The organism is Aquabacterium sp. (assembly GCF_030652515.1).
In the GTDB taxonomy this organism is placed as follows: domain Bacteria; phylum Pseudomonadota; class Gammaproteobacteria; order Burkholderiales; family Burkholderiaceae_C; genus Aquabacterium.
On record NZ_JAUSAR010000137.1, the window covers coordinates 12037 to 24831 of the forward strand.

The 12795-nt window shown below is 60.4% G+C and carries 9 protein-coding genes and 1 tRNA gene; 4 read left to right on the plus strand and 6 right to left on the minus strand.

Annotated elements, in window-relative coordinates; all coding sequences use genetic code 11:
• Position 1: 1 nt before the first annotated feature.
• From Q7V20_RS16020 to Q7V20_RS16030, 3 genes are all read right to left on the minus strand, one after another.
• Positions 2-2116: a methyl-accepting chemotaxis protein gene (locus Q7V20_RS16020; RefSeq protein ID WP_304793289.1), complete on the minus strand. Its 2115-nt coding sequence runs from the start codon at positions 2114-2116 to the stop codon at positions 2-4.
• A gap of 231 nt (positions 2117-2347) precedes the next feature.
• On the minus strand, positions 2348-5800 hold the full coding sequence (locus tag Q7V20_RS16025) for a PAS domain S-box protein (RefSeq protein WP_304793292.1): 3453 nt from the start codon (positions 5798-5800) through the stop codon (positions 2348-2350).
• A 27-nt stretch (positions 5801-5827) separates the two neighbouring features.
• Positions 5828-5902, minus strand: a tRNA-Arg gene (locus tag Q7V20_RS16030).
• 77 nt (positions 5903-5979) lie between these two features.
• On the opposite strand from Q7V20_RS16030, the gene Q7V20_RS16035 reads away from it, so the two are divergent.
• The 4 genes from Q7V20_RS16035 to Q7V20_RS16050 are packed head-to-tail and all read left to right on the plus strand — an operon-like array spanning position 5980 to position 10077.
• Complete coding sequence (locus tag Q7V20_RS16035; protein WP_304793295.1) at positions 5980-6519, plus strand: peroxiredoxin; 540 nt, start codon at positions 5980-5982, stop codon at positions 6517-6519.
• The gene (locus Q7V20_RS16040) at positions 6519-6968 is read left to right on the plus strand and encodes a hypothetical protein (protein WP_304793298.1); all 450 of its coding nucleotides are present in this window, start codon (positions 6519-6521) and stop codon (positions 6966-6968) included. The genes Q7V20_RS16035 and Q7V20_RS16040 overlap by 1 nt, the downstream gene beginning before the upstream one ends.
• Positions 6969-8864 (plus strand): ATP-binding cassette domain-containing protein, encoded by a 1896-nt coding sequence (locus Q7V20_RS16045; protein WP_304793301.1) that lies wholly within the window; start codon positions 6969-6971, stop codon positions 8862-8864.
• Between the two features lie 10 nt (positions 8865-8874).
• Entirely contained in the window at positions 8875-10077 is a 1203-nt protein-coding gene (locus tag Q7V20_RS16050; protein WP_304793304.1) for a murein transglycosylase domain-containing protein, read from the plus strand.
• Between the two features lies 1 nt (position 10078).
• Here Q7V20_RS16050 and Q7V20_RS16055 read toward each other — a convergent pair whose 3' ends face one another.
• The 3 genes from Q7V20_RS16055 to dnaJ form a co-directional block, all read right to left on the minus strand.
• A complete protein-coding gene (locus tag Q7V20_RS16055; RefSeq protein ID WP_304793309.1) occupies positions 10079-10981 on the minus strand; it encodes a hypothetical protein in 903 nt (300 codons plus the stop codon).
• Positions 10982-10988: 7 nt separating this feature from the next.
• Positions 10989-11558, minus strand: a complete 570-nt coding sequence (locus tag Q7V20_RS16060; RefSeq protein ID WP_304793311.1) for a LemA family protein — start codon at positions 11556-11558, stop codon at positions 10989-10991.
• 83 nt (positions 11559-11641) lie between these two features.
• A complete protein-coding gene (gene dnaJ, locus Q7V20_RS16065; protein ID WP_304793314.1) occupies positions 11642-12772 on the minus strand; it encodes a molecular chaperone DnaJ in 1131 nt (376 codons plus the stop codon).
• Positions 12773-12795: the final 23 nt, after the last annotated feature.

The window sequence follows — 12795 nt, forward strand, 5'->3', positions numbered from 1 at the left end:
TTCAGGCGATACGGAAGCGCCCCGCCAGTTCGTCCAGTTGTTTGCTGAGGTCCGTCATCTGCTGGGCGGATGCGGCGGTCTGGGCCGAGGCCAGATTGTTCTCTTCGGTTCCCTGGGCGATCTTTTCGATGCGTTGCGCGATGTCGCGGGCGGCGAGTGACTGTTCCTGGATCGCCGAGTTGATGTCGTCCACTGCATGCGCGGCGTGCTGAGCCGCATCGCGGATGCTGCTGACGGAATCGCCGGCCTTGCGTGCCAGACCGACCCCGTCGCTGACCCGCTTCACCCCTACTTCCATTTCATCGACCGCCAGTTTGGTGCTGTTCTGGATCTTGTCGATCATGCCGGTGATCTCCTTGGTCGATGTCGCTGTCCGTTCGGCCAGTTTGCGCACTTCGTCCGCGACCACGGCGAATCCGCGGCCCTGTTCGCCGGCACGAGCCGCTTCGATGGCAGCATTGAGCGCCAGCAGATTGGTCTGGTCGGCGATGTCCCGAATGGTGTTCACGATCCCGGAGATTTGCGCGGAATACTCGTCCAGGCTGCGGATGGTCTCGGCGACATGGTTCACCGCCGTGGCGATGTTCTCCATCTCGGTTGCCGCGCTGTGGATGATGCGGCCGCCTTCTCCGGCCTGTTCGCTGGAAGTCTGGCTGACGCGGTAGGCCTCGCTGGCGTGCTCGCTGACCTGATCGATGGATACGGAGAGTTCTTCCATTGCTGCGGCCATGCCCGATGCCGCTTCCGATTGCATCTCGGTCACTTTCGAACTGCTGTGTGCGGAGTCCGATACGTCGCCGGAGGTCTTGTTCAAGTCGCTGATGCCGTCGCGGACACTGGCGATCAGTTCGTGCAGGTTGTTGCGCATCACCGATAGCGAGGCGGTCAGGTCGCCGAGTTCGTCCCGGGTGGGAGCGGGCAGGGGGCGGGTGAGATCGCCCGCGGCGATGGCATCGGCGGCATCCTGCGAGGACTGCAGGCCGTTCTTGATCCTGCGGATGAGGAGCAGGGATTGACCCAGCAAAACAAGCGTTCCCGCCGCGAACAGAATGGTGAATACCGTCATCCCGGTGGTGGCTGCCTGCTTCGACTGTTCATACTCGCTCTTGGCGACGCTGGTCTGGTGCACGATCAGCTTGTCCATCGCGTCGTGCAAGGCCTGACGTTCTTCTCTTCCCCCCTTGAGATACGCGGCCAGCACCGACGGGCTGTAGTTGCCCGCCATCAGCGCATTGATCGCGACATCTTGCTTGCTTCGCCAGGCGGCACGTTTGGCATCCACATCCGTGGCGAGCGTTTTCTCGCTGTCGCTCATTTCGCTGGACTTGTATTTGCGCCACACTTGATCCACGTTCTCCCTGCGTTCCTTCACGGCATTCAGGTGACGGTCGAGCGGATGGTCGTGGATCGCGGCGAGTTGGCCGGAGGGGTCGTGCTGGAACGACAGCAGCACTTCGGAAAAATTCTTGCGTGTCTCCGCATCGATCTTGGAAAGCTCGTACATGGGCAGCGCGCGGTCTTCGTACACCGTCTTTAACGAGCGCGCCGAAGAAGACAGGCTTTGCCAGCCGATCGCGATCGCGATGACGAAGCAGAACAGCCCGCTGAGCGCCAGGAACCACAGGCGCGGAATGATGCGTATGCTGCCGATCTTTCGGGCCAGACTCGAAACCATGCTGTTGCCGACAAGTTGGCCCTCGTCCAGTTTGAGGTTCTCATTGCCGCGCATCTGCGCATAGAGCTTTTCGGCGGCAGCGGATTCCTCGCGGGTTGCGGCAACGCGGACCGAGACATAACCGCTGCCGTCCGCCAGCGGAGAGGCATAGGCGCGTACCCAGTAATGGTCGCCGTTCTTGCGCCGGTTCTTCACCAGTCCGCTCCACGGGCGCCCCTGCTGCAGGGTATGCCACAGGTCGCGAAAGGCTTCCGCGGGCATGTCGGGATGGCGCACGAGGTTGTGCGGTTGGCCGATTAGCTCTTCTTTGGTGAAGCCGGACAGATCGATGAAGGCCTCGTTGGCGCGGGTGATCTGCCCTTTCAGGTTGGTATAGGAGATGACCGTCTTGCCTGGCGGGAAGGGGTGTTCGCGCCCTGTGACTGGTTGGTTGTTTCTCATCAGGTAATCCTTTGAATATGAATCGCTAAAGAGGCTATCGGCTTTGAATGATTATACTTGAGCAAGTACGTATATTATTTTAATTACTGCATTGTTAAAGCCGGAGTAGGCAGTGAAAAGCAATGCAATTCATTAAGTTGCTGCCGGGCTATAGGGGGAGGAGCCTATCTGCCCTGGGAGGCAGGGCGGGCATAGTGGGTCAAGCGCGGTAAGGAGAAATGCCGAAGCGTGTCAGGTCGGCAGTCGCTGCAGGAACTGAGCTGCCGGTTCCGGTCTGCCGAACAGGTAGCCCTGATGAATGACCGGTCCCCGCAGGTTGAGGAACGCGGCCTGTTCTTCTGTCTCCACCCCTTCGGCCACCACCTTGAGGTGCATGTGCTGTGCCACCAGCAGGATGGTCTCGACCAGCGAGGCATCGTTGGCATCGGTGGTCATGTCCTGCACGAAGGTCTTGTCGATCTTGATTTCGTGGATCGGCAGGCGCTTGAGGTAGGACAGCGAGGAATAACCCGTGCCAAAATCGTCCAGCGAGAAGTGGATGCCCATGGCGCTCAATTCCACCATCTTGGCGATGACGTCGTTGATATTGTCGATCAGCATCCCCTCGGTCACCTCCAGCATCAGGCGCGCGGGATCAACGCCGGTGTGGAGGATGCTGCGTTTGAGTTGGTCGACGAAATCCGCCTGGCGGAAATGGCGCGGACTGATGTTGACCGAGATGCGCATCGTGGAGGTCGACATCTCCTCCTGTGTCAGCAAGCGGCTCACCTCGGCGAACACCCAGTTGCCGATCTCGACGATGAGGTTTGATTCTTCCGCGATGGGGATGAATGCGCCGGGTTGTATCAAACCGCGCTGCGGATGCTGCCAGCGAACCAGCGCTTCCGCGCCGACCGTCTTTCCTGCCGCATCCACCTGGGGTTGCAGGAATACGCGCAGCTCTCCCGCTTTGATGGCCTGGTGCAGTTCGCGTTCGATATCGAAGCGCTGTTTGGCGACCTCGTCCAGCGCCCCCTCGAAGAAGGAGGTTTGGCCGTTGCCCCGCGTCTTGGCATGGTGCAGCGCGGTGTTGGCGCGGCGCAGGATGTCCAGCGGCGTATCTTCGTCGCGGTCCGGGAACATCGCGATGCCCAGACAGGCGGTGAGCGTGATGTGCTCATTCCCGACCTTGAATGGCTTGTGCAGCGAGGCATGGATCTTGTCGGCAACGTGCAGGGCGTAATGGGCTGCCGACTGCTGCTGCGGGGCAAGGTCGGTGAGCAGGATGCCGAACTCGTCGCCCGCGATGCGTGCGACGACATCGCCCTCGCGCATGGTAGCGGACAAGCGTTCGGCCACTGCCTTGAGCAGGGTGTCGCCCAGCTCCTGGCCGCCGGCGTCGTTGAAGGTCTTGAAACGGTCGATATTGAAAGCGATCAATGCGCTGAGATGGCTGGTGCGCCGCGTCAAACCCAGCGTCTGTGTCACGCGCTCCAGCAGCAAAGTGCGGTTGGGCAGGCCGGTGAGCGTATCGTAGAAAGCCAGCCGGTTGATCTCCGCCTCGGCCTGTTTCTTGGCGGTGATGTCTTCCTTGACCGCGACATAATGGGTGATGCGGCCGTCGGGTTGGCGGATCGGGCTGATGACGGCGTGCTCTGTATATTCGCTGCCATCCTTGCGCTTGTTATGGAACTCGCCTTGCCAGATGCTGCCATCGCTCAGGGTCTTCCAGAGCTCATCGTATGTTCCCTTCGGCGTCTTGCCCGAATGCAGCACGCGCGGATTCTTTCCAAGGACTTCCTCGCGGTTGTAGCCGGTGTTGCGAACGAATGCTTCGTTCACATATTCGATGCTGCCGTCGAGGTTGGTGATGACGATGCTTTCCGGGCTTTGCTCCACCGCCAGAGAGAGTTGACGCAATTTCTCCTCGTGCATCTTGCGGGTGCTGATGTCCAGATTGACGCCCGAGAGCCGGATCGGTTTGCCGGCATCATCGTACTGAGCGCTACCTTTTGACATCAACCAGCGCATCTCGCCCGATTTCAGCCGATAGCGGAATTCCGCTTCGAAGGGCTCGCCTTTCAGGATGTGTTTCTCCCACTCATCATCGATCAGATGTAGGTCTTCGGGATGCACATTGGCACGCCAGTCGTCGTCGTTGCGCAGGGTGCCCGGTTCTACGCCGTAGAGGCGCTCGGCTTCCGGACTCCAATAGGATCGGCCGGAAACAAGGTCCAATTCCCAGATACCGGCATGTGCGGCTTCCTGAGCCAGCAGCAGGCGCTGTTCGCTTTCGCGCAATGCTCCCTCGGTTCGCTGTTTCTCGGTGATGTCTTCGCCGGAACTCAGTGTGCCGATGATGTTGCCCGCCTGATTCATCAGAAATCTGTTGCGCCAGGAGATCAAGCGTTGCGTGCCGTCGCGGCAGAGGACCGTGTTCGTATATTGTTCGGTGTTGTCCAAATTCCCCGACATGAGTTTGCGGTACACCGGATAGACGGTTTCCATCCCTTCTGGTTGCGGCAAACAGGTCTTGAACCAGTTCTCGCCCAGCAACTCGCTTTCCCGGTAGCCCAGCAGTTCGCAGCCGTAGCGGTTGAGCATGGTGATGCGACCTTCCGAATCGAGCGCGAGCATGATGCCCTGCAGCGTATCGAGATAGCGCTGGTTGCGGTCGCGTTCCCGCCGCAGGGCGTCCTCTGCCGTCTTGATCGAGGTGATGTCGCGGGCGATACCGAAGACGCCGGTGACGGCGCCATGCTCGTCATGCAGCGGTCCCTGCGTCGTGGAAAAGACCCGGCCGCCCAGCGCGGTGGTGAGTCTGTGTTCCCAGGTCATGACCTGATTCGCTTCCATGACACGTTGGTCGTCGGCCATGACCAACGCGGCATCCTGCGGTTTGAAGATCGAGGTGTCGTCCTTGCCGATCACCTCTGCGGCCGTCTTGCCGACGTTGCGTGCGGCTGCCTGGTTGAACAGCAGGTAGCGCCCCTGGCTGTCTTTGGCAAAGATGGCATCTGTGGCGCCTTCGGCGATGCCCTCGAGCAGTTGCATGGCGCGAGTCTTCTCAGTCAGACTGGCCTCGGCCTGCCTGCGGGCCTGTTCGGAACGGTAGCGCGCCTCGTGCAGCATCATGCTGAGGTAACTCACCAGCAATCCGTTAACGATCATGAATCCCGTCGGCAGCAGGTCTTGTGGCAGGCGGAAGCCTGCTTCGCCCGCTGCCGGGGTGAAGTAGTAGCCCGCATACAGCGTGGCGATGCCGGTGGAGAGCAGGCCGGGGCCGAATCCGCCGAGGGCGGCGCTCATGATGATGGGGAACATGAGCATGATCAGCATCGGCCGCATGTTGAACTGGGTGCCGATGCCTTCACGTACCAGCAGGGCGAACAGCGTGATGATCGCAGCGAACAGGTAGAGTTGCCAGCGTTTCCAGTTGACGATCCCGCCAAACTGAGTAGGGGCCTCGTGGACATGCTGGCGGTGCTCGATCCTGCGCAGCAGGTAATAGAGCAGCAGCGAAGTGACTGCCATGAACAGCCAGCCTTTGACGGTCTGGAGGATCATGTGGGTCTCGTGGGTGGTGGGAAACGATTCGACCATCTGGTCGGAGAAGAGTATCCAGAGACTGCCGAAGAGTGCATAGATCAGCACGACCTTGAGGGTGTCGGAGTGCGACGAGCGGTTGGTGCCAGGGTCGTGCATGACGAAACTCCCGATCCGTTTTGCGTCTGGTGTCCCCGACAGGAATCGAACCTGTAATTGACCCTTAGGAGGGGCCGGTTATATCCATTTAACTACGAGGACTTGCGTGATAGGTGCTGAACTGCGCGCATTCTAACGTAAAATCTCGGCTCCGCTCAGGCATGTCCAAGGAGAGCAACATGAAATGGTTGATGCTGTTCGGTCTGTTTGCCGCACTGGCACTGGTGTTGAGCCAGATGGCGCGTGCGGGCGAGTTGCCCAAGGTGGGCGAGGCTGCGCCTGATTTCGATCTGCCCGACCAGAACGGGGTGCGACACACCCTGAATGGATATTCGGGCAAGTGGCTGGTGCTGTATTTCTATCCCAAGGACGATACGCCCGGTTGCACGCAGGAAGCCTGCGCTTTCCGTGACGACTTGCACAAGCTGACGGCATTGGGCGCGCAGGTGGTTGGCATCAGTGTGGATGACAGCGAGAGTCATGCCGAGTTCGCCAAGAAATATCATCTGCCGTTCCCGCTGCTGGCGGACAAAACTGCAGCGGTGGCGGCGAAGTACGGCGCGCTGACGAATCTGGGGCTGATCAAGTTCGCCAAGCGCTACACCTTTTTGATCGACCCGCAGGGTAAGGTCGCGAAGGTTTATATGAAGGTCGAGACCTCGAAACACTCGACCGAGATCATCGAAGATTTGAAGAAATTGACTGAGAAAGGCAAGTGATGCGTTATCCGAATGTGAATGTGTTTGCAGCATGGTTCCTGATGCTGCAGACGTTGGCGATGGGCTGGGTCGCGGCGGCCGGGCGCGTGGTGCTGGAACTGCTGGGCGTGGCGACCACCGAGGGCGACATCCCCGGGCGCGTGGTCGGTGCCTTGCTGTTGCTGCTGATCGTGTTCCTGGTCTGGTATTTCATGCGCGGTTTGCCGCCGCAGGGAAAACCGGAGGGCAACGGATTCAAACTTGGTCACCGTTTGTTGCTGGCCGGCAATGTCATGGCGGCGTTGCTGTTCGTGTTCCATTTTTTCGCCACCGGTATCGACGACTACAACACGCATCTGGTGTTGAGCAAGTTCACCACCTCGTTCGGCTATTTTTCGATGGGCTTCTTCGCTGTCGGTTTCTCGCTGGTCTATCAATCCTCGCTGCCGCAAGAAGAAAAGAAAACCTAAATGCCGTATATCACGCTGGACAAGGCGAGTATCGCCTTCGGTCACGTCGCCCTGCTGGACCATGTGGACTTTCAACTCGACGAGGGTGAACGCGTCGGCCTCATCGGTCGTAACGGGGGGGGTAAATCCACCCTGCTCAAGGTGCTGGCCGGGCAGGCCCATCTGGACGACGGCACATTGTGGCGCCAGCCTTCCACACGCATCTGCTACGTGAGCCAGGAGCCGGTGCTGGATCCCGAGGCCACCGTGTTCGACGAAGTCGCGCGCGGGTTGGGCGAGCTGCACCAGATCATTACCGACTACCATCATCTTTCGCACCAGCTGGGCGAGCCGGATGCCGATTACGACAAACTGCTGGAAGCCATGCAGCCCTTGCAGACCGCGCTGGAAGCGCAGAACGGATGGGCGGTGACAGCGCGCATCGAGACTGCGATCCAGCGGCTGGAGCTCGATCCGGAAGCGCTGGTGGGTTCGCTTTCCGGCGGCGTGCGCAAACGCGTGGCGCTGGCGCAGGCGCTGGTGGCCGAGCCGGAAGTGCTGATCCTCGACGAGCCGACCAACCACCTGGATTTTTCCTCCATCGAATGGCTGGAAGGTCTGCTGACCAGTTTTCGTGGCAGCGTGCTGCTGGTCACCCATGACCGGCGCTTCCTCGACAACGTCGCCAACCGTATCGTCGAACTGGATCGCGGCAAGCTGGCGAGTTTCCCCGGCAACTTCGCGGCCTACCAGAAGATCAAGGAACGCATGCTGGCGGACGAGGCAGTGGTGAATGCCAAGTTCGACAAGGTGCTGGCGCAGGAAGAGGTGTGGATACGCCAGGGCGTGAAAGCGCGGCGCACGCGCAACGAGGGGCGCGTGCTGCGACTGGAGTCGTTGCGTCTGGAGCGCGCTGCGCGACGCGAGAAGGTCGGCAAGGTGGAGATGAATCTGGATGCGGGTGACCGCTCCGGCAAGCTGGTGGCGGAACTGGAGCATGTCAGCAAGTCTTACGGCGAGCGCAAGATCGTCGACGATTTCTCCTGCCGCATCCAGCGCGGCGACAAGATCGGTCTGCTCGGTCCCAACGGCGCGGGCAAGAGTACCTTGCTTAAGATCATCCTGGGCGAACAGGCACCGGATTCCGGCACCGTGAAACTGGGCACCAAGATCAGCGTGGCCTATTTCGATCAGTTGCGCGCGCAGCTCGACGACAACGCCACGCTGGCCGATACCATCAGCCAGGGCTCGGATTTCATCGAGATCGGCGGGGCGAAGAAGCACGTCATCAGCTATCTCGGCGATTTCCTGTTCGCGCCGGAACGTGCTCGCTCGCCGGTGAAGTCGCTCTCCGGCGGTGAACGCAACCGTCTGCTGCTGGCGCGCCTGTTCACCCGGCCATCCAATGTGCTGGTGCTGGACGAGCCGACCAACGACCTCGACATCGAGACGCTGGAGTTGCTCGAGGAGATGCTGGCACAATACGACGGTACGCTGTTCCTGGTCAGCCATGACCGTGCTTTCCTCGACAACGTGGTGACGCAGGTGATCGCCTTCGAGGGTGACGGCAAGCTGATGGAGTACGTCGGCGGCTACGAGGACTGGGTGCGGGTGAAGAAATTCGAATCCGCGCAGAAGCCGGCGGCGGCGCCGGCCAAGGCGGCAGCAAAGGTCGAAGCGGCCAAACCAAAAGCCACGAGCAAGCTCAGTTTAAAGGAACAGAAAGAGCTGGACGAGATGCCGTTGCGCATCGAAAAGCTGGAGCGAGAACAGGAAGAGATCACTGCCGCACTCGGGGCGGGTGCGCTGTTCCGTGACAATCCCGCACATGCCAAGCAGTTGCAGCAGCGTGCGAGCGAGATCGAGGAAGAGTTGCTGCATCTGATGACGCGCTGGGAGGCGCTGGAGAACCGGTAAGGGGGTAAGGGTGAAGTTCAAAAGCGGATTGATATCCATCGCGGTCGCTGCCTTGTGTCTGCCGGCCTGTTCCACGCAACAGTTGGTCACGGTGGCGACGGCGAAAGACCCTGAGAAGGCGCTGAAGGGCATGGCCGAGCGCCGGGTGAATTCCTACAAATACAATCCCGAGTTGATCGTCGTCGATTTCAAAAAGGCCAAGTCCGAGTACGACCGCCTGATGGGCAACGTGAAGAAGGAGAGCGGTGCCAAATGGGGCAAGCGCGAATCCGCCACCCTGCCGACACGTACCCGCTATGTTAAGTACACCGAGGACTACAAGAACCGTGTGGTGGTGGATTACGACGCGGGCAGCATACTCATCGAGCATCTGGACGAGGAAGGCGTGCAGGAGAAACTGCGCAACGCTGCCGTCGTGGCGCTGCTTACCCCGGACGATCCGGGCGCGGTCGACCTGTTCTCGGACAAGGAGATCCGGCTCGACGGCACACCTTATTTGCGCGAACTGGTGGTGGACGAGAACGGCGTGGTGCTGAAGTCGCGCGAGGATATCGACCGCTATACCGCCTGGCTGGTCGGGAACAGATTGCAGAACCGCATGATCGACGCCAACGGTGTCAGCAAGATGGTGTTCTACGTGCAGATGAGCATGGTGAACGCGCATGTGGACAAGCGCGCGCTGCAATACGCCGAGTCCGTGCGCAGGCATGCCGAAGGGACACAGGTCAGCCGCAGCCTCATCTATGCGGTGATCAAGACCGAAAGCGCATTCAATCCCTTTGCCGTGTCCAGTGCACCTGCCTACGGCATGATGCAACTGGTGCCGTCCAGTGGCGGGCGCGAGGCCTACCGCAAAGCCAAGGGGCAGGATGTGATGCCGAGCAAGGAGTACCTGTTCAATGCCGACAACAACATCGAACTGGGTTCAACCTACCTGAGCGTGTTGCTCAACGACAGTCCGCTGCGCGGGATACGCAGCGCGGTGGCGCGCGAGTATTGCGCCATCGCCGCCTACAACACCGGCCCGTCCAACGTGTTCCGCGCGTTCAGCAAGCTGAGCGGCAAGGCGCGCCAGGAGGAAGCGCTGGACAGGATCAATGCCATGAAGCCTGACGAGGTGTACGACACCCTGCGCACCAAACTGCCGTACGAGGAGACGCGCGGTTATGTGGCCAAGGTGGTGGACGCGAAGAAACGTTACGCGACGATGTGAGTCAGATAACCGGGTTCTGCAGCAGCCAGCCCAGCGCGCCCAGCGAGCCGAACAGGATAGTCAGATGCAGCCCGGTCCATAGCTTGTAACGCCAGGCGAGTTTTTCGTGGTCGAGGTTGCTGATGAGATACAGGCGACCGTCGTGCGGCTTGAGCATGAAGTTGGTGTCGGGTTGGGCGTGCAACTCGTTCAGTCTATTCTCCGCCTCGCGCTTTGCGGCCGAGCGAGCCAGTCCCCACTCCCGCATGTCCAGGACCCCGTTGTTGTCGAGGTCGAAACGCTGCATCAGGTTCTCGTTGTCCATCTTCCATTCCGACAGCACGTCCTTCACCAGATCCTCATGCGTGGTCGTTAGCGTGCTACCGCCCACGGTTTTGAATTCGCCCAGCGTGTAGATGTCGTCGATGTCGAGCAGCTTCCATTCGGTATAGCGCAGGTCGCCGGTAGTCCAGCTATCTTTATGTCGGGTGAGTATCTCGGCGTGCTCGGGATCGACCACGCATTTGCCGCTGCCGTCGTCGATGACGAAGGGGGCGCTGGTCTCGCCTTTTTCGACGGTGTGCCAGCCTTTGTTGTCACTGCTGCGTTTCTCTTGCAGGTGGCGGCACCACAGGCAGGGCAACATCGAATAGCGCGACATGACCGGATTGCCGTGCGGCTCGCCCTGCCCGATGAGTTCGACATAGCCCTGCGCGGCCGAGCCGATGCGCGAAGTCGGTGTGCCGCTGACCATGCGCAGGCGGTGCAGGGCCGAATACCAAGCCATCAGGCTGATGAAAGCCATGAGGCCCAAGCACCACAGCCAGCCGGCATAGGATTCCAGCTTGATGCCGACGAACAGCAGGAAGAGCTGTGAGCCGGAGGTGACGAGCTGTGCGTATTCGCGTTTCAGCGAAACGAGCATGGGACGCTTAGCTGAACAGCGACTTCATATCCACATCGGCCTTTTCCGCGGTGGAGAATTCCAGCAGCGGTTTCGCCGAGTAGGCGAACATGTTGGCGATGAGAATGGCAGGAAACTGTTCGATACCGACGTTGTAGATGTTGACTGATTCGTTATACAACTCGCGGCGGTCGGCGATGCCGTTCTCCAGCCCGGTGATGCGGGTTTGCAGTTGCATGAAGTTCTGGTTGGTCTTCAGATCGGGATAGGCCTCGGCCACCGCGAAGATGTTGCCCAATCCCATGCGCAACATACCCTCTGCCTTGCCCAGAGCCTCGATGTCCTGTCCCTGGCGCGCGGTCTGCACCATGGAGCGCGCTTCGATCACGCGTTGCAGGGTCTCCTGCTCGAACTGTTTGTATTGTTTGCAGACTTCCACCAGCTTGGGCAGTTCGTCGTGACGCTGCTTGAGCAGAACGTCGATATTGGCCCAGGCTTTGCTGACAGCATGCTTGAAGCTGACAAGGGTGTTGTACAGGCTGACGGCATAGATCAGGACAACGAGGCAGATGCCGAGAAGGATGAGAGTGCTGGTCATTGCGAAGCTCCTTGTGCGAGTGGAAGACGACGCGGCGAATCATAAAACAAAACGCCGCGCCTCTGCACAGGATTACTTCTGGATCACTGGCCGAAAAACTCCTTCACCTTGCCCATCCACGACTTGGCGCGAGGATTGTGGCGTCCGGTGTCCTGCTGGCTGATGGCCTCGAACTCGCGCAGCAGTTCCTTCTGGCGGTCGGTCAGGCTGGAGGGCGTCTCGACGATGACATGGCAATGCAGGTCGCCGTGGGTGTGCGTGCGCATGCCCTTGATGCCCTTGCCGCGCAAACGGAAGATCTTGCCGCTCTGCGTTTCTGCGGGGATCTTGATGCTGGCCTTGCTGTCCAGCGTGGGTATCTCGATCTCGCCGCCCAGGGCCGCGGTGGAGAAACTGATCGGCATCTCGCAATGCAGGTCGTCACCGTCGCGCTGGAACACGCTGTGCGGCTTGATGTGGATCTCGACGTACAGGTCGCCGTGCGGCGCACCGTGCGAACCCGCCTCGCCGTGGCCGCTGTGTCGCAGGCGCATGCCGCTGTCGATGCCGGCCGGGATCTTGATCTCCAGCGTCTTGTGCTTCTTCACGCGCCCGGTACCCTGGCAGTCCTTGCACGGCGAGCTGATCTGCTTGCCGCTGCCGTGGCAGCGCGGGCAGGTCTGCTGCACCGAGAAGAAGCCCTGCTGCATGCGCACCTGACCGTGACCGGCGCAGGTCTGGCAGGTGGTGGCGCTGGTGCCGGGTTTTGCGCCCGAGCCGCTACAGGTCTCGCACTCTTCCATGACCGGGATACGGATCTGTTTCTCGGCGCCGCGTGCGGCTTCTTCCAGCGTGATCTCCATGTTGTAGCGCAGGTCGGCACCGCGATGCGCCTGGCTGCGCCCGCCGCGGCCACCACCGAAGATGTCGCCGAAGATATCGCCGAAATCGAAGCCCTGCGCACCCGCACCGCCGGCACCAAAGGGATTGCCGCCGCCCATGCCGCCCGCTTCGAACGCCGCGTGGCCATACTGGTCGTAAGCGGCACGCTTCTGTCCGTCGGATAAAGTCTCGTACGCTTCCTTCGCTTCCTTGAACTGCTCTTCCGCTTTGGGATTGTCCGGGTTGCGGTCGGGGTGGTGCTTCATCGCCAGCTTGCGATAAGCCTTTTTGATCTCTTCCTCCGATGCGTCGCGGTTGATGCCGAGGACTTCGTAGTAGTCGCGCTTGCTCATGTTTTTTCCATGTGACGATGGGG